16 protein-coding genes are annotated in these 21,598 nt (G+C 65.2%); 8 read left to right on the forward strand and 8 right to left on the reverse strand.

Annotated elements, in window-relative coordinates:
* Window positions 1–72: 72 nt before the first annotated feature.
* The 5 genes from OX459_RS02275 to OX459_RS02295 all read left to right on the forward strand — a co-directional run bounded on the left by OX459_RS02275 (window position 73) and on the right by OX459_RS02295 (window position 4,061).
* Window positions 73–645 (forward strand): TRAP transporter small permease, encoded by a 573-nt coding sequence (locus OX459_RS02275; RefSeq protein ID WP_289903629.1) that lies wholly within the window; start codon window positions 73–75, stop codon window positions 643–645.
* Window positions 642–1,922 (forward strand): TRAP transporter large permease subunit, encoded by a 1,281-nt coding sequence (locus OX459_RS02280; RefSeq protein ID WP_099666605.1) that lies wholly within the window; start codon window positions 642–644, stop codon window positions 1,920–1,922. The genes OX459_RS02275 and OX459_RS02280 overlap by 4 nt, the downstream gene beginning before the upstream one ends.
* A 425-nt stretch (window positions 1,923–2,347) precedes the next feature.
* A complete protein-coding gene (locus tag OX459_RS02285; RefSeq protein ID WP_289903630.1) occupies window positions 2,348–2,860 on the forward strand; it encodes a methylated-DNA--[protein]-cysteine S-methyltransferase in 513 nt (170 codons plus the stop codon).
* The gene (gene xerD, locus OX459_RS02290; protein ID WP_251351763.1) at window positions 2,857–3,774 is read left to right on the forward strand and encodes a site-specific tyrosine recombinase XerD; all 918 of its coding nucleotides are present in this window, start codon (window positions 2,857–2,859) and stop codon (window positions 3,772–3,774) included. The genes OX459_RS02285 and xerD overlap by 4 nt, the downstream gene beginning before the upstream one ends.
* A gap of 80 nt (window positions 3,775–3,854) precedes the next feature.
* On the forward strand, window positions 3,855–4,061 hold the full coding sequence (locus OX459_RS02295; RefSeq protein WP_289903631.1) for a hypothetical protein: 207 nt from the start codon (window positions 3,855–3,857) through the stop codon (window positions 4,059–4,061).
* 65 nt (window positions 4,062–4,126) lie between these two features.
* On the opposite strand, the gene OX459_RS02300 is transcribed toward OX459_RS02295, so the two are convergent.
* From OX459_RS02300 to OX459_RS02310, 3 genes are read right to left on the reverse strand one after another with little or no spacing between them, the layout of a single operon-like run.
* Window positions 4,127–5,404: a TolC family protein gene (locus tag OX459_RS02300; protein ID WP_289903632.1), complete on the reverse strand. Its 1,278-nt coding sequence runs from the start codon at window positions 5,402–5,404 to the stop codon at window positions 4,127–4,129.
* Window positions 5,391–8,495, reverse strand: a complete 3,105-nt coding sequence (locus OX459_RS02305; protein ID WP_289903633.1) for a CusA/CzcA family heavy metal efflux RND transporter — start codon at window positions 8,493–8,495, stop codon at window positions 5,391–5,393. The genes OX459_RS02300 and OX459_RS02305 overlap by 14 nt, the downstream gene beginning before the upstream one ends.
* Window positions 8,488–9,612: an efflux RND transporter periplasmic adaptor subunit gene (locus OX459_RS02310; RefSeq protein WP_289903635.1), complete on the reverse strand. Its 1,125-nt coding sequence runs from the start codon at window positions 9,610–9,612 to the stop codon at window positions 8,488–8,490. The genes OX459_RS02305 and OX459_RS02310 overlap by 8 nt, the downstream gene beginning before the upstream one ends.
* Window positions 9,613–9,853: 241 nt before the next feature.
* Here OX459_RS02310 and OX459_RS02315 point away from each other — a divergent pair, with 241 nt between their 5' ends.
* Entirely contained in the window at window positions 9,854–10,534 is a 681-nt protein-coding gene (locus OX459_RS02315; protein WP_289903636.1) for a response regulator transcription factor, read from the forward strand.
* The gene (locus OX459_RS02320; protein WP_289903638.1) at window positions 10,524–11,924 is read left to right on the forward strand and encodes an ATP-binding protein; all 1,401 of its coding nucleotides are present in this window, start codon (window positions 10,524–10,526) and stop codon (window positions 11,922–11,924) included. Before OX459_RS02315 ends, OX459_RS02320 begins: the two co-directional genes overlap by 11 nt.
* Here the strand turns inward: OX459_RS02320 and OX459_RS02325 are convergent.
* The 4 genes from OX459_RS02325 to OX459_RS02340 form a co-directional block, all read right to left on the reverse strand.
* Window positions 11,916–12,224, reverse strand: coding sequence for a hypothetical protein (locus OX459_RS02325; RefSeq protein WP_289903639.1), 309 nt, complete (start codon window positions 12,222–12,224; stop codon window positions 11,916–11,918). The genes OX459_RS02320 and OX459_RS02325 overlap by 9 nt on opposite strands.
* 2 nt (window positions 12,225–12,226) lie before the next feature.
* Entirely contained in the window at window positions 12,227–12,949 is a 723-nt protein-coding gene (locus tag OX459_RS02330; protein WP_289903640.1) for an MgtC/SapB family protein, read from the reverse strand.
* Between the two features lie 360 nt (window positions 12,950–13,309).
* Window positions 13,310–16,426, reverse strand: coding sequence for an efflux RND transporter permease subunit (locus OX459_RS02335; protein WP_289903641.1), 3,117 nt, complete (start codon window positions 16,424–16,426; stop codon window positions 13,310–13,312).
* Between the two features lie 3 nt (window positions 16,427–16,429).
* Window positions 16,430–17,662 (reverse strand): efflux RND transporter periplasmic adaptor subunit, encoded by a 1,233-nt coding sequence (locus OX459_RS02340; RefSeq protein WP_289903642.1) that lies wholly within the window; start codon window positions 17,660–17,662, stop codon window positions 16,430–16,432.
* 393 nt (window positions 17,663–18,055) lie between these two features.
* On the opposite strand from OX459_RS02340, the gene OX459_RS02345 reads away from it, so the two are divergent.
* Window positions 18,056–20,590, forward strand: a complete 2,535-nt coding sequence (locus OX459_RS02345; protein WP_289903643.1) for an EAL domain-containing protein — start codon at window positions 18,056–18,058, stop codon at window positions 20,588–20,590.
* 8 nt (window positions 20,591–20,598) lie between these two features.
* Here OX459_RS02345 and OX459_RS02350 read toward each other — a convergent pair whose 3' ends face one another.
* Window positions 20,599–21,561, reverse strand: coding sequence for an endonuclease/exonuclease/phosphatase family protein (locus OX459_RS02350; protein WP_099666615.1), 963 nt, complete (start codon window positions 21,559–21,561; stop codon window positions 20,599–20,601).
* Window positions 21,562–21,598 lie beyond the last annotated feature (37 nt).

Below are 21,598 nucleotides of genomic sequence, written 5' to 3' on the forward strand. Positions count from 1 at the left end.
GCCAGTCCGTTTGAACGACTCCTGCGCGTCCTGCGCGGGAGTGCGTGTACCCGCATTCTTTGAAAGTCCACCATGAAATTTCTGGATCACCTGGAAGAGTGGCTGATCGCGTCCCTGATGGGCGCCGCCACCTTCATCATCTTCGTCGCGGTCGTGCACCGCTACCTGGCGGGCTTGCCGATACCGGTCGTGCAAGACTTTCTGATTCAAATCAATACCAGCTGGGCCCAGGAACTGTGCATCTACATGTTCGTCTGGATGGCCAAGTTCGGCGCTGCGTACGGCGTGCGCACTGGCATCCACGTGGGCGTCGACGTCTTGATCAACCGCATGAATCCCCGCTGGCGCGACCGTTTCATCGTCTTCGGCCTGGGGGCCGGCGCCCTGTTTACGGGCGTCGTGGGCACGCTGGGCGCCAGCTTCGTGTGGTCGATCGGCCACACGGACCAGACGTCGGCCGACATGGAAGTGCCGATGTGGCTGGTCTACTTGGCCGTCCCGCTCGGTTCCTACCTGATGTGCTTCCGTTTCCTGCAGGTGATGGTGCATTTCATCAAGACGGGTGCCTTGCCGAAACACGACCACTCGCATGTCGAGGGGCTGGAAGATGAATTGACGGCTGAAGAAAAAGGAGCCAAGGCATGAACGCGCTGATCATCTTTGTATTGCTGCTGGCGCTGATGCTGACCGGCATGCCCATTTCCATTTCGCTGGGCCTGACGGTACTGACGTTCCTGTTTACCATGACCAGCGTGCCCATCGAATCGGTGGCCCTGAAAATTTTCACGGGCATCGAAAAATTCGAAATCATGGCCATCCCGTTCTTCATTTTGGCGGGCAACTTCCTCACGCATGGCGGGGTGGCGCGGCGCATGATCAACTTCGCCAGCTCCATGGTGGGCCACTGGCATGGCGGCCTGGCGCTGGCCGGCGTGATGGCGTGCGCGCTGTTTGCCGCCGTCTCCGGTTCCAGCCCCGCCACCGTGGTGGCGATCGGTTCCATCATCCTGCCGGCCATGGTCAAGCAGGGCTATCCGCGCGGTTTCGGCGCCGGCGTCATCACCACCTCGGGCGCCCTGGGCATCTTGATACCGCCATCGATCGTGATGGTGATGTATTCCGTCAGCACGAATACCTCCGTGGGCAAACTGTTCATGGCGGGCGTGATTCCCGGCATGATGCTGGCCATGCTGCTGGGCCTGACCACGTGGTTCTTGGCGCGCAAGCACAATTATCCGCGCATGCAGAAGGCCAGCTGGGGCGAGCGCTTCGTGACGTTCAAGAAGAGCGCCTGGGGCCTGCTCTTGATCGTCATCGTCATGGGCGGCATCTATTCGGGCGCCTTCACGCCGACGGAAGCGGCCGCCATGGCCGCCGTGTACGCCTTCATCATCGCCGTCTTCGTCTACAAGGACTTGAAGATCAAGCAAGTGGGCAAGGTCTTGCTCGATTCGGCCGCCATGTCGGCGATGCTGTTGTACATCATCACGAATGCCGTGCTGTTCTCGTTCCTGATGACCAGCGAAAACATCCCGCAAGCGATGGCCGAATGGATCACAGGCAAGGGCCTGGGCGTGATCAGCTTCTTGTTGGTAGTCAACGTGCTGCTGTTGTTGGCTGGTAACGTCATGGAACCGTCGTCCATCGTGCTGATCATGGCACCGATTCTGTTCCCCGTGGCCATGAAGCTGGGCATCGACCCTGTGCACTTCGGCATCTTGATCGTGGTCAATATGGAGGTCGGCATGTGCCATCCGCCCGTGGGCCTGAACCTGTACGTGGCGTCCGGCATCACGAAGATGGGCATCTCGGAGCTGACCGTGGCCGTGATGCCGTGGCTGCTGACGATGCTGGGCTTCCTCGTGCTGATTACCTACGTACCACAAATCTCGCTGTGGTTGCCAAATTTAATTTACAACTAAAACAGTTGTCCCCGTCATGGTGCAAAAAAAGTCGATCCGGCCGAATAAATGCGCTATGATGGGCAGCCTTAAGGGGAAACACGTATATGCATATACGCCCTGGTAGCAAGGCTGAAAGACAGAATTGGTAACAAGGTTAGTGGGGGAGTGGTCTATAAAAACGGTATTGATACCGGGGATATATTGAGGAGACACACGTTTCACAGAAGTTGTTGAGTCATAGCTGTCTGCGGCCACAAGCCGGCACCGGCGGACCCAAACGACCGGGAACGTGAAGCAATATTTGAAGCGCACCGACTGGTGCGCTTTTTTTTCGTGCGGGGGAAACGTCCGCCGGCACGCCCAAAGTCGGTGCATAATCACCGGGGCGCAGCCAGATGCGCCGGCAGGTTGTATATATGCCACACTTGAAATTTGATCAGCAGATGAAAAAACAACAGGGCAGTGAACTGTTCAGCGCCATCGTGGCCGCGCCGTTCGGCGCCATGGGCGTGCGCACGCAGGATGGCCAGCTGCGCGAACTGGTCTACCTGCCGCCGCACTTTGCGGAAAAAGACGCGCAGGATGCCGTCTCCGAGCGGGCGTGCCGGCAACTGGCGCGTTATTTCCTTGATCCCGATTATGTCTTTGACCTGCCGCTGGCAGACGCGGGCAGCGCCTACCAGCAACGGGTATGGGCAGCGATTGCCGGCATTCCGCGCGGCCAGGTGCGCACGTATGGCGACGTGGCGCGCCTGATCGGCTCAGCCCCGCGCGCCGTGGGCCAGGCCTGCGGCGCCAACTGGTTTCCCGTGGTCATACCGTGCCACCGGGTCACGGCCGCTGGCGGCCTGGGCGGCTTTGCCCACCACGACGATGCGACGGGCTTCCACCTGGGTGTCAAGCGCTGGCTGCTGGCGCATGAAGGTGTCGAGGGCATGGGATGGTCCAAACGATGATGAACAGCCTGCTGGCGCCCGACAACACTACCCTGATCGATGAATTTTGCGACAGCCTGTGGCTGGAAGACGGCCTGTCGAAGAACTCGCTGGACGCCTACCGGCGCGACATGCGCCTGTTCGCGCGCTGGCTGGAAGTGAACCGGCCCGGGCGCGAGGGCCTGTACGAAGTATCCACGGCCGACATCGACGCGTATTTCGCGGCCCGCCACGACGAGAGCAAGGCGACGTCGTCGAACCGGCGCTTGTCCGTGCTCAAGCGCTTTTACCAGCTGGCCTTGCGGCACAAGCATATCGCGGCCGATCCGTGCCTGAAGATGGTCTCGGCCAAGCAGCCGGCGCGCTTCGTGCACACCTTGAGCGAAGCGCAGGTGGAAGCCTTGCTGGCGGCGCCCGACGTCAGCACGCCGCTGGGCCTGCGCGAACGCACGATGCTGGAGCTCATGTATGCGAGCGGCTTGCGCGTGTCGGAACTGGTGGATTTGAAATCGGTGGAATTGAGCCTGAACGATGGCGTGCTGCGCATCACGGGCAAGGGCAGCAAGACGCGCCTGGTGCCGTTCGGCGAGCAGGCGCGGCTGTGGATCGAGCGCTACCTGAAGGAAGCGCGCGGCGTCATCCTCGATGGGCAGATGGACGATGCGCTGTTCGTCACGCGGCGCGGCGGCGCCATGACGCGGCAAATGTTCTGGGTCATCATCAAGAAACACGCGCTGAGCGCCGGCATCACGGCACCCCTGTCGCCGCACACCTTGCGCCATGCGTTCGCCACGCATTTGCTCAACCATGGCGCGGACTTGCGTGTTGTGCAATTGTTACTGGGGCACTCCGATATTTCCACCACGCAGATTTACACGCATGTGGCCCGCGAACGGCTGAAACTGCTGCATGCGCAGCATCATCCGCGCGGCTAAAAATTTTGTATTTGCTCCAACTGCGTCATAATGTGCCCTATGTGCTTATCTGTAACAATAAAAAACTAAAGAGGTAGTAAATGGCCAAGACAAATTTCCAATACGAAAAACGGCAAAAAGAGCTGGAAAAGAAGAAGAAAGCCGAGGAAAAAGCCAGACGCAAGCTGGAAGCGAAGAACAATCCGAAACCGGCCGATGGCAGCGAAGGCGATGAGCCGGACGCGGACGACGCCGACGTCGACGCAGATCCGGCCGCCGAAGGCGACGCACCCGCCCAGCCCCAGTAATTTCCCGTTCCTGACGACCGGTGCGGCATCGCCGCGCCGGTATCCCCTCGTTCTCCCTTCCCCCGCTACAAGCGCGGCCGCTGGCCAAGCGCCAGTTGCAGCTGCGTGCTGGCCATGGCCGCATCGGCGCGCGCCTGCACATAGCCCTGGTACGCGTCATCGGCCGAGCGCTGCGCCGCCAGCCATTCCAGCAGCGAGGCATTGCCGCTGAAGTAAGACAGGCGCATGCCGTCGACTACCTTTTGCGCATCGACCAGCACGCCTTCGCGGTAGCGCGCCAGCCTGTCCTGCGCCGCATGCAGCTGCCGCTGCGCCGTGCGCACTTGCGTCTCTGCCTGTAATTCGGCCTGGCGCAGGGCCAGCATCGCTTGCGTGACCCCTGCTTCGGCTTGCACCACGTCGCCCTTGTCGCGCCGCGACAGGGGGATCGGGATGGCCAGCGAGATGGACAGCGCACGGGAGCGGGGCGCGCCATCGACGGGATTGCCGCTGGCGTCGATGCCGTCATGGTAGCCGCGCGCGGCGGCCAGGCCTACGGTCACGGTCGGGTCGACGGCGCGGTTGGCGCGCACCAGCGCCGCACCGTCGCGCAGGTTGTCCAGCGTGGCGCGGGCGATGCGCACGTCGTTGCGGGCCTCGAGCGCCTGCGGCACCAGCACGCCGGCGTCGCCGCCCTCGTACGCGGCGAAGTCGCACGCCAGCTGCGCCTGCGGAAACAGGCCATCGAACTGGCGTCCCAGCGGCGGCGACAGGGCCAGCATGGCGCCATCGGCCTCGCTGCGCGCCTGCGCCAGGTCGGCCTGGAACTGGTCGCGTTCCACGCGCGACTGCAGCAGCTCGATGCCGCCCACGTCGCCCGCCTTGCGCCGCACGGTATTCGCTTCGACTACCTTCGACAGGGCCGCCATGGTCTGTTCCTTGCGCGCGAGGACCTCGCGCGTGCGGCACGCTTCCGTGAACGCGGCGGCGGCCGTGCCATACAGTTCGCTCCTGAAACCGGCCACCGTTTCCTCTGCCAGCGCGACATTGCTGTGCGCCGCCTTCAAGCGCGCGGCGCGCTTGCCGCCCGTCTCGATGGCCATGCTGATGGCCGGATTCCACGTGACGGGACGGTGTTCGACGCTGCGCACGGTTTCGCGCGTGGCGCCCAGCGTGAATTCCGGGTCGGGACGCAGGCCGGCGATGCCGATGCCGGCCCTGGCCGAGGTGATGCCTTCCTGCTGCGCCTGCAGTTCCAGACTGTGGCTTTCCACGGCGGACAGATAGGTTTCAAAGCTCAAGGGCGCGGCGAAGGCGCAGGGGGCCAGCAGCCAGGCCGTCAGCAGCACATTAAAACGTGTCATGAGTCTCTCCTTCGGTGTCGATCCGGCGTTGTTGCAGGTGCGCCTCGATCAGGTAATACAGGGCCGGCAACAGCAGCAGGGTGAGCGCGGTCGCCGTCACCAGACCGCCCACCACCACGGTGGCCAGCGGGCGTTGCACGTCGCTGCCCAGGCCCGTCGCCAGCATGGCCGGCGTCAGCCCCAGGGCGGCCACCGTGGCCGTCATCAGTACGGGACGCATGCGGTCGCGCGCGCCTTCCAGCACGGCCTCGCGCAAGCTTTTTCCCTCGTCGCTGCGCAAGCGGTTGATCTGCGCCAGCATCAGGACGGCATTCAGGACGGCCACGCCGAACAGGGCGATGAAGCCGACGGCGCTCGACACGTTCAAGGTCATGCCGCGCAGGTGCAGCGCGGCCAGGCCACCGAGCATGGCCAGCGGCACGGCCAGCAAGACCAGCGCGGGCTGGCGCAGGTTGCGGAACTGGCCAAACAGCAGCAGGAACATGGCGCCCAGGGTCATCGGCAGGATCAGCGCCAGCCGGCTTTGCGCGCGCTGCAGGTTTTCGAACTGGCCGCCCCATTCGACGCTGATGCGCTGGTGTTCATCGGCCACGGCTTGCGCCACCAGCGGGCGCGCTTCGGCCAGGAAGCTCGCCAGGTCGCGCCCGCGGGCATTCAGGCGCACGATGATGTGGCGCCGTCCCATTTCGCGCACGATCACGCTTTCGCCCGAGGTGGTGCTGATGGTGGCCACCTGCGCCAGCGGAATCCTCGCTCCGTTGGCGGCGTTGAGCTTCAAGTTGGCGATGGCGTCCGGGCTGGAACGCGTGGCCGGCGGGAAGCGCACGGCGATGTCGTAGCTTTTCTCGCCCACGTACACCTGGCCGATGGGCGCGCCGCCGATGCCGGTGGCAATCAGGTCGGCCACGTCTGCCGCGTTGATGCCGTAGCGGGCCGCCTTTGCCCTGTCCAGTTCCACCTTCAGGTTGGGCAGCGGCGGCTCCACGTCCACCGCCACGTCGGAGGCGCCAGGGATAGTCTTCAGGACATTTGCCACCTTGCCGGCGATGCCGCGTACTTCGTCGAGGTCATTGCCGAAGATTTTCACCGTCAGGTCGCTGTGCGCGCCCGACAATTTATCCTGCACGCCGTCGATCATCGGCTGCATGAAAGCCACGGTGACACCGGGCATGCTGGCGAAGCGCGCGTTCATTTTGGCGATCAACTGCTGCTTGCTCATGCCCGACTTCCAGCTCTTGTACGGATGCAGGCCCACGCTCGCCTCGATGTGCGACGGCGTCCAGTAATCGGTGCCGTCGTCGTTGCGCCCCGTCTGCGTGACGATGGTCGACACTTCGGGAAACTCCAGCGCGGCGTGCCGCAGTTCGCTGGCCATCTCGGACGCCTTGTCCAGCGTGATCCCGGGTGGCATCTGTACCTGCAACCACAAGGAGCCTTCATCGAGGTAGGGCAGGAAGTCGCGCCCGATGCTGCCGCCCAGCAGCGCCAGGCACGCCAGCGAGGCGGCGCACACCATCGCCACCCAGCGCTTCTTGCCCACCATGCGTTCGAGGAAACGGCCGTACGCGCCCGCCAGCTTGTCCAGCGCGCGGTTATGGAAGGTGCGGCGCGGCTTGCGCAAGGCCAGCCAGGCCAGGCCCGGGATCAGCACCAGCGCCACCACCAGCGCGCCCACCAGCGCCGCGCCCACCGCATACGCCATCGGCGAGAACAGCTTGTATTCGATGCGCTGGAAGGCGAACAGGGGTAAATAAGCGGCGATGATGACGGCCATGCCGAACATGATGGGGCGCGCCACCTGCAGGGTCGCATCGATGGCGTCCTGCAGGGTGAGAGGCCGTTCCTGTTCCCGTTCGCGGCGGCGCAGCATGTTTTCCAGCACCACCACGGAACCGTCGACGAGGATGCCGAAGTCGATGGCCCCCAGCGACAGCAGGTTGGCGGGAATTTTAAAATGGTGCATGAAGATGAAGGCGATCAGCAGGGCCAGCGGAATCGTCAGCGCGACGATGGCGGCCGCGCGCGGGCTGCCCAGATACAGCAGCAGCACGAGGGCGACGAGCAGCATGCCTTCGCCCAGGGTGTAACTGACCGTGTGCAAGGTGGCGTCGATCAGCGAGCTGCGGTCCAGGTAGGGCACCACTTTCACATCCTTCGGCAGCACATTGGCATTCAGGTCGTCGACGGCCGCATGGATGCCGGCCAGCGCCTCGGACGGGTTGAAATCCTTCAGCAGCAGGGTGATGCCTTCGATGGTGTCGGGGTTGTCGTCCTTACCGAGGATGCCGCGCCGCTCCACGTTGCCGTAGGCGAGCTTGCCCAGGTCCTTCACCAGCACGGGCACGCCGTTCTTGCTGCTGACGACGACGTTGCCCATGTCGTCGAGCGAGTGCAGCAAGCCTACGCCGCGCACCACGTACGATTGCTGGCCGCGGTCGATGACGCTGCCGCCGCCGCTGATGTTGTTGGCGTTGATGGCGTCCTTGACCTGCGCCAGCGAGAAGCCGTAGCTGTCGAGTTTTGCGGGGTCGAGTTCCAGCATGAACTGCGTCGTGAGTCCGCCGAAATTGCTCACATCGGCCACGCCGCGCACCTGCTGCAGGCGCGGTATCACGGTCCAGAACTGCAGCTCGGACAGTTCGCGCAAGCTGCGCGACTTCGATTCCAAGGTGTAGCGGTAGATCTCGCCCGTCGGCGAGGTATAGGGATCGAGTCCCGGCTTGGCCTCATACGGCAGGTTGACGCTGGCGAGGCGCTCCTGCAGCCGCTCGCGCGTGAAATAGCCGTCGCTGCCATCCTCGAACACCACCGTGATCAGCGACAGGGCGAACAGGCTGCGCGTGCGCAGCACGTGCATGCCGGGCGTGCCGAGCAGCGCGCGTTCGAGCGGAATGGTGATCTGCTGCTCGATTTCCTCGGCGCCCAGGCCCGGCACCTGCGTGACGATTTGCGAGGTGACGTCGGCGATGTCGGGATACGCTTCGATGGGCAGCTGCTTCCAGCAGTAGACGCCATAGGCGGCGACGAACAGCAGTACCAGCCAGACGATGCCGCGCCGCTGGCAGCAGGTGGCGATGAAACGGTCAATCATTGAGTAGCACTCCTTCCTTGACGACGATGCGTTCGCCCGCGCGCAAGCCCGAGACGATTTCCACCTGGTCGCCATGGCTGGCGCCCACTTCCACCGCGCGCGGCGAGAACACCAGCGCGCTGCGTTCGACCATCACACGCGTCGATGGTCCGCTTTGCAGCAGGGCGGACGCGGGCACGAGGAGGGCGCGGCGGCTGGCTCCGGCGAACCCCGCGTGGGCGAACATGCCGGGCTTGAAGGCGCCGCTGCGGTTGTCGATGGCCACGCGCACCTTCACCGTGCGCGTCTCGGGGTCGAGCACGGCGCCCACATACGCGACCTTGCCTTCGAAAGCCTTGCCGGGCCAGGCGTCGACGGTGATGCTGGTCGTTTGTCCCACGGCCACCTGCGCCAGGTCCCTTTCGGCCACGTTGGCCGACAGCCAGACGGTGGACAGGTCGGCCACCGTCATGACGGGTGCGTTGATATCGTTCCAGTAGCCGCCCTGGGCGCCTTCCATGGCGATCACGGTGCCGGCGATCGGCGAACGCAGCACATAGTCGCGGCGCGACCCGCGCGCGCCGGCGCCGTACTGCGCCAGCTTGTCGGCGCTGGTCTGGGCGTCGCTGCCGGCCTGCGCAAAAGTGGCCTGCGCCGATTCGTACTCCTTGCGCGCGGTGATTTCCGCCTCGAACAGGGTTTTCTGGCGTTCCAGTTCCTGGCGCGCCTGCAGCAGGGCGGATTTCGCTTTGCTGTCGTCCGCGTAGGCGGCGCTCAGTTCCGCCGAGTCCAGGGTGAACAGCGGGTCGCCCGCCTTCACGCTGTCGCCCAGGGCGCGCTGCAAGCGCGTGATGCGCCCGGCCAGGGGCGGCGTGATCTTCACCAGCTTTTCCGGCATGGCTTCGATGCTGCCCGGCGCTTCCGTCTGCGTAGCGATGTCCTGTTCCAGCACGGCGGCGACCTGCAGGCGCTGGCGCAGCGGCGACATCTTGTCGACGGCGATGCTGCCGTCGTCCAGATGCATCGCTTGGACGGGCGGCGTGGCTGCCGCCGTCGGCTTGGCGCAGCCGGCCAGGGCCGAGCAGGCGAGAGCGAGGGCGCAGCTGGCGCCCAGGGCGTTGCGGGTGGTCGTGTTCATCCCGTGTTTCCTTGTTATTGATGGTGAAGGGGCATGCATGGATGCCGTGCCCAGGCGGGCGGTCAGAGGGGGCGCCGGTAGCGTGACAAGAGCAGCGTCACTACAGCGCCGGGAAAGCATAGCAATGTGGTCCTGAAGAAGCGCCCAAGAACGCCTGAATCATTCTTCAGGTCCCGTGCGCGCACGGTGCGGCGCGGTAAAATGCCAGCATGGAAAACACGGCGCAATGCGAAAGGCAGGCATGAGAATCCTCCTGGTGGAAGATGACCGCAAGGCGGCGCGCCTGCTGGCGCGCGGCTTGCAGGAAGAAGGCTTTGTCGTCGACGTGGCGCACAGCGCGGAAGAGGGCGAGGACGAAAGCTACGCCGTCGACTATGACGCAATCGTGCTGGACTGGATGTTGCCGGGCAAGCAGGGCATCGATTTTTGCCGCGACTTGCGCGCGCGCGGCATCCAGACGCCCGTGCTGATGCTCACGGCGCGCGACGCCACGGCTGACCGGGTGGCGGGCCTGAACACGGGCGCTGACGATTACCTGACCAAGCCGTTCGAATTCGAGGAGCTGCTGGCGCGCATCCGCGCCTTGCTGCGCCGCTCCGATATCAGCCGCCCGCTGGTGCTGGCGCTGGCCGACCTGACGCTCGATCCCGTCAGCCACCAGGCGACGCGGGCTGGCACGCCGCTGGTGCTCACGCCCAAGGAATACGCGATCCTGTTGATCCTGCTGCGCCAGGCGGGCGAAGTGGTCAGCCGCGCGCGCCTGGCCGAGCAGATCTGGCAGGCGGACCTGATCGGCATTGACAACCTGATCGACGTCCACGTGCGCAACCTGCGGGGGAAAGTGGATGCGCCGGGCTTACCGCCATTGATACACACGGTGCGCGGACGCGGCTTCCGCCTGGCGGAAAACAATGGAGGCTAGCTTTCGCAAGCGCCTGCTGCTGGTGCACCTGGCCGTCATCCTCGCCATCGTCGCCTTCACGGCGCTGGCCGGTTACTGGGGGCTGTCGCGCGCCGTGCACGGCCAGCTCGATGCGGCCCTGCTGGCGCTGGCCGAGACGGAAATGGCCATGCTGCCCGCCGCGCCGCGCCAGCCCGTGCAGGTGCACGAGGTGGCGCCGGGCCAGGCGCCGCCGTCATTGACGCGGCTCGACCGCCTGGTGCAGATCATCGATGGCGAAGGCCGCGTGCTGGCGCGCAGCCGCAACCTGGAGGCAGCGCAATTGCCGGCGCCACCGGCCTTGCTGGCGCGCCTGGCGGCCGGCGAGACCATTTTCGAGACCCTGCCGAAGTTCGGCGAAGAGCCGCTGCGCATGGTCTCGATTCCCGTGCCTTCGTCCGGTGCGCGCCTGGCGGTGCAGGTGGCCGGTTCGCTCGACGACACCAATCACGTGCTGGCCGCGGCCACCGTGCTGTTTGGCGCCATGGCGCTGGCCTTGCTGGCGGCCGTGGGCCTGGCCGGCGAAATGCTCACGCGCCGCGTGCTGGGCGCCATCGACGACGTGGTGGACCAGGCGCATTCGATCGGCGAAGCCAGTTTGCACCAGCGCCTGCCCCATCCCGGCACGCAAGACGAGATCGGCCGCCTGGTCGATACCCTGAACGCCATGCTGGACCGCCTGGAGCACGGCTACGATGCGCAGCGCCGCTTCACGGCTGACGCTTCGCACGAATTGCGCTCGCCCCTGTCGCGCCTGCGCACGGAAATCGAAATCACCCTACGCCGCCCGCGCGAGTCGCCCGAATATGTCGATGCGCTGGCCTCCTGCCTCGATGAAGTGCAGCGCCTGACGACCCTGGTGGAAGAGCTCTTGATGCTCACGCGCCTGGACGTGGGCCAGGAGCGCAACGCGGTGGAAACCATCGAACTCAATCCGCTCGTGCGGGCGGCGGCGCAGCGCCTGGAAAAGGCGGCAGCGCAGCGCGGCATCCGCATCGTCTTCGATGCAAGTGTCGACGTGCAGGCCAGGGTGGCGGCCGGCCCGGTCGACCTGGTGCTGGCCAATTTGCTGGATAACGCCGTGAAGTTCTCGCCGCCCGACAGCGTCATCAGCGTGCACGTGGCGCGCGATGGCGCGCATGCGATCGTTGGCGTGAGCGATGCCGGACCGGGCATCGGCGTGGAAGACTTGCCGCACCTGTTCGAGCGTTTCTACCGGGGCGCCCAGGCGCGCGCGGGCGAGGCGCCCGGTTTCGGCCTGGGCCTGGCCCTGTCGCAAGCCATCGTGCACGCGTATGGCGGCAGCATCGAGGCGCAGAACCGCCCGCAAGGCGGCGCGCTGTTCCTCATGCGCCTGCCCGCCTCAAGCTGAAGGCGCGACGCCTTCCCAGCGCACTTGCCGCACTTGCGGCCAGGCGCCCGCGCGGTTGACGAAGCGCACCAGCACGGCGCGCTGCACGGCCTGGCACAGCACCGTGGCGATCAGGCGCACGCTTTGCCTGCCTTCTTCCCAGTTGCGCACGATCTGCGACGGCGCCAGGCCCGCGCCCTTGAGTTCGGCCAGCAGCAGACGCACCACATGGTCGGCCTGCGCCGCGGGGCAGGTGACGGTCAGGCGGTAGGTGGCGACAGCCGGACCACGTTTGACAAACCACAGCATCCATTTTTTCATCATCACACTCCCCGTTCGGCGACAAATTCCGCGTTGTTCACCAGCGCCCAGCGCACGGCCGAGACGCTGCCTTCCAGGCTGACCTGGCTGACGATCTGCTCCAGCAATCCCAGGCTGGACAGGGGCGTGAGCAGGTCGGCCCGCACTTCGATGCGTCCGGCGTGCGCGGCATCCTCGCTGTGCAAGGATTGCAGCATCAGGGCCGGCATGCCGCTGATCATGCGCAGCATCAGGTTGCGCACGAGGATTTCCTGCTCCGCCTCGCACACGGCCGTCACGCGGTAGATGCTTTCCGTCTCGATGCCCGCTTCGCTGCCGTGCGCGTTGATGCGTTGCGCCAGGTGGCGCAGCACCAGGTTGGCCACCAGTACAAATCCCGTGCCGATGGCCGCTTCCAGTGCAAACCCCAGGCCGCACAGGATGCCGATGGCGGCCGAGCACCACAGGGTGGCGGCCGTATTCAGGCCGCGCACCGTCATGCCTTCGCGCATGATGACGCCGGCGCCCAGGAAGCCGATGCCGGAGACCACCTGCGCGGCGATGCGCATATGGCCGGCGCTATCGCCTTCGAGCACGGAAACCATCACGAACAGCGAGGCGCCGACGGAGACCAGCGCGTTCGTGCGCAGGCCCGCCATGCGCTGGCGCAGCTGGCGTTCGGCGCCGATCATGGCGCCCAGGGTCAATGCCGCGGCAACGCGCAGCGCAAAGTCAAATACCACCATCAGTTTCTCCCGGCTGGGGAGGAACAGGCGAGTGCAGGGGCGAAGACAATTCGCCCCGAAAGGGGGCAGCAGACGATAACGGTGGAACGATGAGGAGGGAAGTGGCGGCGAGAGAATACTGCCGCTGATAAAACCGCACCTTGCCATGGGCAGGGCGGGCGGAATGCGCGCGTCTTGCCTAAGGCCGATCGCCGATGGTCAATCGACTACTGTCACTGGAACAAGCACCCACGAGTCACTCCATATCATTGATAACGGGGACAGTCTAGCCAGTGGGGCTGCTTTGGTCAACTGAAGCTCTCTTCAGGAAGCCGCCGCGTCGTCCCCGCCAATGCGGGGACGGTGAAGGCGACCGGTCAATCAGTGGGCGTGTGCTTTGCCGTCGTCGGCGGAGTCGGCGTGCTCGCCGCTGCCGCCGAAAAATCGCGCGGCGCGCTTGCCCAGGCTGTCGAGGTAGGTGTAGGCGACGGGCACCACCACCAAGGTCAACAGGGTCGAAGTGATCACGCCCCCGATGACGGCGCGGCCCATCGGCGCCTGCGATTCGCCGCCGTCGCCCATGCCGATGGCCATCGGCAGCATGCCGAAGACCATGGCCAGTGTCGTCATCAGGATGGGGCGCAAGCGCACTTGCCCCGCTTCCATCAGCGCCTCAAACTGGCCCAGGCCTTCGCGCTGGCGCTGGTTGGTGAAGTCCACCAGCAGAATCGCATTTTTGGTGACTAAGCCCATCAGCATGATGAAGCCGATCACGGAGAAAATGTTCAGGGTGCTGCCCGTAATGAGCAGGGCTGCCAGCACGCCGATCAGCGACAGTGGCAGTGACACCATGATGGCGATCGGCTGCAAAAAGCTGCCGAATTGCGACGCCAGCACCAGGTAGATGAAGATCACGGCGATCCCCAGCGCCATCATCGCGCCGCCCATGGTTTCGGCCATCTGCTGCGCATTGCCGGCCACGTCGAAGCGCACGCCGGGCGGCAGGTCGATGGACTTGATGGCTTTCTGCACGTCGGCGTCGACGTCGCCGGCAGGGCGGCCCTGCGTGCCTGCATAGATGGCGACCCGGCGCTGCAAGGCCTGGCGCTTCAGCACCTGCGGGCTCGATGACGGCACGAAGTCGACCACCTGGCGCAGCGGGATCATGACGGGCTTGCCGTTCGCGTCAAGCTTGCTCGAGGCCAGCGACAGGTCGGCCAGGTCGGCCACCTTTTGCCGGCCCGACTTGGGCAGCTGCACGTTGACGTCGTAGTTTTGCCCGTCGCTGGCCAGCCAGTGGCTGACCGTGTCGCCCGCCACGAACGGACGCAGGGCATTGCCGATCTGCTGCACCGACAATCCCAGGTCGCTGGCCAGTTCGTTATTGATCTTCACGGTGGTCGATGGATTGGCGCCTTCCTGGCTGTATTCCATGTCGGCCAGGCCCTTGATGCCGCGCATCTTGTCCATCAGGGTATGCGCCACCGCATCGAGCTTGCCTTCGTCCGTGCCCAAAATGGCGATGAAGATGGGGCGCTGGCCGACGGACAGGGTGATGCCGGCGATCGGCGCCAGGCGTTCGCGGATCAGCTTTTCCAGCTCCTGCTGCGAGCGGCGTTTGTGCTTCTTGATGTCCGTCAGCTTCAGATTCACCTCGGCCGTGTTGCGCCCGTCCTGCGTGCCGACATTGGCCACCAGGCTGTCGATTTCAGGAAATTCCTTCAGGGCCGTTTCGATCTGGCGCACCTTGGTATCCGTGTATTCGAGGCTGGAGCCGACGGGCGTCTTGAAGCGCAGGTTGACCCAGCCCTGGTCCGTTTCCGGGAACATCTCGCCGCCGATCATCGGCACGAGCATCAGGCTGCCCGCGAACAGGGCGACGGCCGTGGCCAGGGTTGTCTTGCGCCAGCGCAAAGCGACAGCCAGCACCTTGCCATACCATACATGCAGGCGGTCAATGCCCGTCTCGATCCAGGCCATGAAGCGGCCCAGCCACGGCGCGTACTTGAAGCGGTCCTTGACGGGGTCGCGCCAGACGGACGACAGCATGGGGTCGAGCGTGAAGCTGACGAACAGGGAGACGAGAACGGCGACGGCTACGGTGATGCCGAACTGCAGGAAGAAGCGGCCGATGATGCCGTCCATGAAGGCGACGGGGACGAACACGGCGACGATGGCGAACGTGGTGGCCATCACGGCCAGTCCGATTTCATTGGTGCCGTCGTTGGCCGCCTTGTAGTGGTTCTTGCCCATGCCCAGGTGGCGCACGATGTTTTCGCGCACGACGATGGCGTCATCGATCAACAGGCCGATGCACAGCGACAGCGCCATCAAGGTGAGGAAGTTCAGGGTGAAGCCGAAGGCTTTCATGGCGATGAAGCTGGCCAGCACGGAGATCGGCAGGGTCAAGCCCGTGATGATGGTCGAGCGCCACGAGTGCAGGAACAGGAAGACGATCACCATGGTCAGCACGGCGCCTTCGATGATGGTGCGCTTGACGTTATCGAGCTGGCTTTGCACGCGCTCCGATTCGTCGTCCAGCACGCGCAGGGTGATATCGGGCGGCAGCGTTTTTTGCAGGTCCGCCGCCACTTTCAGGATGCCGGTGCCCACTTCGACCACGTTGGCGTCCTGCACCTTGGTGATTTCCATGGTCACGGCCTGCTGGCCGTTCATGCGCGAGATCGACAGTTCTTCCTGTTCGCCGTCGACGACGGTGGCCACCTGGTCCAGGTAGACGGGACCGACGGCGCGGCGCGCGACGATGATCTTGCCGAATTCGCGCGCATCCTTGATCTTGCCTTCCACGCGCACCAGCTGTTCGGCCGCGCCATGGCTGATGGAACCGGCCGGCAAATTGGTATTCGTGGCCTGGATGGCGCGGATCACTTCATCGACGCCGATGCCCTGGGCATTGAGTTCGATCGGCTTCATGCTGATGAGGATCTGGCGCGCGCGCAGGCCGCGCAGCTTGACTTGCCCCACGCCGGCCACGCCCTGGAAGCGCTTGCTGATGATCTGCTCCGTCATGGTCGACAGCGAGCGCAGGTCATGCCCGGTGGACGTCAGCACGATGGTGGCGATGGGGCGCTCGTTGTCGCCCTCGGCGCGGGCGATGAACGGGTCCTTGGCTTCCTTCGGGAAGCGGGGGCGCACCAGGGCCACCTTGTCGCGCAAGTCCTGCATGGCCTTGTCCATGTTCGTCGACAGCTCGAATTCCAGGTAGACGCCGGCGCGTCCTTCCCACGAGTTGGCGCGGATGGTCTTGATGCCGCTGACGGTGTTGACGGCGTCCTCGATGGGGCGCGTGATGTCGTTTTCCACGGCTTCGGGCGAGGCGCCCGGATAGTTCACTTCAATGGCGGCGAACGGGAACTGCACGCTGGGCATGCTTTCCACGCCCAGGCCCCGGTAGGAGAAGATGCCCAGCACCACCAGCGCTACCATGACCATGGTGGCGAAGACGGGGTTCTGGATGCTGACTTTGGTCATCCACATGGCTTAATCCTTCCGTGCCAGCACGGCTGCCGGCGCGGCAGGGGCGGCGGCCGGTGCGGCGAAGGTCACGCCATGGCCCGGCTTGACGCCATCGAGCCTGGCGATGATGACTTTCGCGCCCGGCACTAGGCCGGACGTCACTTCCGCATAGCCTTCATCTTCGTTGCGCAGGCCCAGGGTAACTGGCTGGGCGACCACCTTGTTGTTCACCAGCGCATACACGACGGGGCCCTGCTTTTCATTGCGCACGGCCGTCAACGGCACCAGCGGCGCCACGTTTGACCGTTCGGTGACGATGCTGCCCTTGGCGAACATGCCGCCGCGCAGCGCGCCGTCGCCATTGTCGACGGCGATGTAGACCAGCATGGCGCGCGAGCCGCTCTCGGTGGTGGGGTTGATGCGCGTGACCTTGCCGGCGAAGTCGCGTGCGCCGAAGCCGTCGACCTTGAAGTGCACGTCCTGGCCCAGTTTGATGCGGGGGATTTCCGCGCTGGGCACGGGCGCTTCCAGGGTCAGCTGCGCCAGGTTGACGATGGTGTAGACGGGCATGTCGGGCGAGACTTTTTCCCCGGCCTGCAGGTGGCGCTTGCTGACGATGCCGGCCATCGGCGCGCGGATCACCGCATCGGCCAGCGCGATGCGGGCGATATCGACCATGGCGGCGGCGGACTTGACGTTGGCGCGCGCCAGGTCGACCGAGTTTTGCGTCGTGTCGTACGCCGTCTGCGAAATGTATTTTTGCTTGAGCAAGGCCTGGCTGTTCGCTTCATTCTTGCTGGCCATCGACAAGCGCGCCTGCGCTTCGTCGAGCATGGCTTGCTGCTGCGTCAGGCGGGCGCGCAGGTCGGCCGCGTCCAGGCGCACGAGGATTTGCCCATTCGCCACTTGCTGCCCTTCCTGCAAGGTCGTTTCCTGGATCACGCCGGAAACCTTGGCCTTGATGGTGGCCTGGGTCACGGGGGCCAGCGAGCCGGACAGGGGCAAGCTGATGCTGAGCGCGCGCGCCGCGATGGCTGCCACGTCGCCCTGCGCCAGTTCATGCACGGGCGCCTTGGCCTGCTCCTTCTTCTTGCTCGCTTGCAGTTCGGCCGCCTTGGCGGCTTGTTGCTTCGATTGCATCACCGTCCAGCCGCCGCCGGCCAGGCCCAGCACGACCAGGATCAGCACGGGGGTGCGCCAGCGCCGGCGGCGCGTGGCTGCAAGGGGAGAGGCGGGGGGCAGGGTCTCGTTTTTCATAGGTATTTTTGGTCAGGAGCGGCGCAGGGGTTCGGCGCCAGGTCTCGGTGCGGACCCGGCCTGTCGCTGGCCGGGGGAATTCGGGTAGCGTATCACCGTGGCGGCCGCAGACAACACGCCTGCCGCTGCAGCCGTTCACGGCGATGCGCATGTTGCCACTTTAGGAAGAATCCAGCCCGGCCGCCATCGCCGTGCGACAGATTGCACAAAATCGGGGCTGGAATGCAAAAAACGGCGACCAAAGACACTGCCGGCATCGACGCCTTGCACGTCACGATGCTTGCGCATCCTCAAGAAGCCGATTCGCCGGCGCGCAAGAATGGGTGGGATGGTTGCGCCACCGGACAGGCCATTCGCCCGCCGGTTGCCGTGCGGCCGCGCCACGGGGGGCTGATGTCTGAACGGATTGCCGGAGCCGCCCCGTCGCCGGGCCGTTTGCTGGCCGCTGCCGAACCGCAGGCGGGAGCGGCCGGCAAGGCGCTCGATTTGCTGTCCATCATCGTTGCCGCCGTCGAGCAGGCACCGGGCCTGGCCGTGCGCGGCATCGACCGCGATGGCATCGTGCGCTACTGGAGCTTGGGTGCGGCGCGCCTGTATGGCGTGACGGCCGAGCTGGCGCTGGGCCAGCCGTGGGCCAGGGTGGCCGCCTCGCTGCCGGATGCCACCCTGGCCGAGGAGGTTGCCGGCGAACTGGCGGCCGTGTGGGAAAGCGGCAAGGCGCGCAGCACGCGCCTGTGGAAGCTCGGCGCCGATGGGGCCGCGCCGCGCTGCATCTGTTCCACCGTGTTTCCTGTCATCCAGTCCGGGCGAGTGCGGCAAGTGGTCTGCATCGACGTCGACATCACGGCCAGCGGCCAGGATGGCGCCGCCGCGCAGGGCGCCTTGTTGCTGATGGGTGACAATTTCTGCCAGTTGTACGAGAAATCCGCCGATGCCATCCTGCTGCTGCGTGACGAGCATATCGCCGACGCCAATCCGGCCGCCATCGTCCTGTTTCAATGCGAGGACCGGCCACGGCTGCTGGGGCGCCGCCTCAGCGATTTTTCGCCCTTGCGCCAGCCCGATGGCGAATTGTCAGCGTTGCGGGGCACGCAACTGGCGGCGCAGGCCCACGCGGACGGCAATTGCCGCTATGACTGGCGCTACCAGACGTGCGCGGGCGAGCTGTTCTGGGGCGAAGTGCTGCTCACTTCCGTCACGCTCGACCACACCTATCTGTTTTACGCCGTGATACGGGATATTTCCTCGCGCAAACTTGCCGAGCGGGCCCTGTACCTGTCGGCGCAGGTGGTCGAGCATGCGCGCGAAGCCATCGTCGTGCTGGACCCGCAGCAGCGCGTGGTCAGCATGAATCCTGCGTACAGCGAGATCAGCGGCTACAGCCTGGACGACATGCTGGGCAAGCCCTTCGTCCTGCACGGCGCGGAACCGGACGCGCCGGCGTTTTTCGACCACGTGTGGGACGAAGTCGGAGATAACGGATATTGGCAAGGAGACATCGTGGGCCAGCGCAAGGCGGGCGGGCGCTACCCGGCCTGGCTGTCACTGACGGCCATTCGCGATTCGCAGGGGCAATTGAGCAATTATCTGGCCATCCTCAGCGATATCAGCGAGCGCAAGAAAAACGAGGAGCACACGCGCCACCTGGCCGAGCACGATTTCCTCACCGACTTGCCGAACCGGGTGCTGTTGCTGGACCGGCTGTCGCTGGCGCTGGCGGCCGCGCGGCGCAAGCTGAGCATGCTGGCCATTTTGTACCTGGACCTCGACCACTTCAAGCACATCAACGACAGCATGGGCCACCACGTGGGCGACTTGCTGCTCAAGGAAGTGGCGCGGCGCCTGGTGCGCTGCGTGCGCGGCGTCGATACGGTCAGCCGGCATGGCGGCGACGAGTTCGTCATCATCCTGGCCGAGGTGGGCGGCATCGACCAGGTGGCCCACGTGGCGTCCAGCTTGCTGCATGCCGTCACGCAGCCCTATCAGCTGGGTGAATACGAATTGCATGTGTCCACCTCGATCGGCGTGGCCATCTTTCCCAGCGATGGCGACAGCATCGATAGCCTCGTGCATAACGCCGACATCGCCATGTACCACGCCAAGGAAAGCGGGCGTAACAATTTCCAGTTTTTCAATGCCGAGATGAATGCGCAGATCGTCGAGCGGGCCAGCCTGGAGCAAGGCTTGCGCGAGGCGCTGGGTCGCGAGGAATTCGTGCTGGAATTCCAGCCTGCGCTCGATGTCGCAAGCGGGCAGATCGTCGGCGCCGAAGCGCTGTTGCGCTGGCGCCACCCGCAACTGGGCGTGCTGCCGCCCGAGCGCTTCATCGCCGTGGCCGAGGAGTGCGGCTTGATGGTGTCGATAGGCAACTGGGTGCTGCGCCACGCCTGCCTGCGCGCGCGCGCCTGGCACGACGCGGGCCATGCCTGGCGCGTGGCCGTGAATCTGTCGCCGGCGCAATGTCTGCACAATAACTTGTTGCTCAGCGTACAAGAGGCGCTGGCCGTGTCGGGCTTGCCTGCCGGCTGCCTGGAACTGGAAGTGACGGAGTCCTTGCTGATGAAGGGCGGCGCGCGCCTGGCCGGCGTGCTGGCGCAACTGCGCGCGCTGGGCGCCAGGCTGGCCATCGACGACTTCGGCACCGGCTATTCGCGCCTGGCCAATCTGCGCCATTACCCGGTGGATAAACTCAAGATCGACCCCTCGTTCCTGCCCGCCGCGGCGGACGGCGCGGCGGGCGAGTCCGACACGGCCGTGGCCGCCACCATCATCGCCATGGCGCGCGAGCTGCAATTGACGGTGATCGCCGAAGGCGTGGAGACGGCGCAGCAGCTGGCGTATCTGCGGGGGCAGGGCTGCCAGCAATACCAGGGGCGCTATGCCAGCGCGCAAGTGGAGGGCAGCGCGCTGGCGAAGTTGCTTAATTAGCAGTTGATTTAGTCAATATTTCCCAGCAGCTTGATGCGTGCCAGCACCTGGCCATGGTCGGAGGCGTGCCGCAAGCCCAGCAGCAGATGGTCGTTGAGATAAGTCACTTCCTGCAGCACGCCGATGGCGCGCGGCGAGGCGGGATGAAAATGTTCGGAAACGAGGATGTGGTCGATCGTCATGTAGGCGCTGTCGTGGATATTCGTGTAGCCCACGTGGCGCAGGGCGTCCTGGCGCTGCTGGATGGCGTTGGCGTCGTACAGGCGTTCGCGCATCTCGGCACCCGCTTCGCACGGTGCGCCCGCGCCCATGACGATGGCCGTGGTGACGGCATTGGCGATGTCGTTGAAGTCGCCCAGCACGATGCGGGGACGGCCGCTGTGGCCAAGTTCGCTTGCCAGCACGCGCAGGGCCACGGCTTCCGCGCCGCGCCGCTGCAGCGAGCGCAGGTTGGCCAGCGCGTAGGCGGTGGCATCGTTGCCGTCGCCATGGCGGTAGTCGGGGCGGCGCGATTTCAAATGCACCACGACCACGTCCGTGAGTTGTCCGCCAGGCAAGATGACCTGGACATGCAGCGGCGCGCGGGCGAAGCGGCCAGCATCGTCTTCGGCAGGCACGCTCACGCCGGCGGGAAAATTCGCCCAGGCAACACCGGCGCCAGCCAGCGGCAGCCGCGACACGAGCGCCACCGTGGGCAGCATGCGTCCGGCGGCATCGATGGCATCGTAGCCGGCCAGGGTGGCTGCGCGGTAATGGCGCGTGCGCGACAGCACGTCGCGCAGGGCAGCTTGCGAGAAAATTTCCTGGAAACCGATCACGTCGGCGTCGAGCAGGTCGATTTGCCGCGCCGTCCATTCCGCCTTGGCTTCGTATTGCGCCGGGCTCAACGGTTCCAGGTTGTCATACAATTTCGCCCCGGCGGGGGCAAGGTTGCAGACATTGAATGTGGCAAAGCGGATTTCTTCCTGCATAATTAGCACTCCTCACTGAACGATCAGCGTATCACGC

The sequence above is a fragment of the Janthinobacterium sp. SUN026 genome (assembly GCF_030397625.1).
Taxonomy (GTDB): Bacteria; Pseudomonadota; Gammaproteobacteria; order Burkholderiales; family Burkholderiaceae_D; genus Janthinobacterium; species Janthinobacterium kumbetense.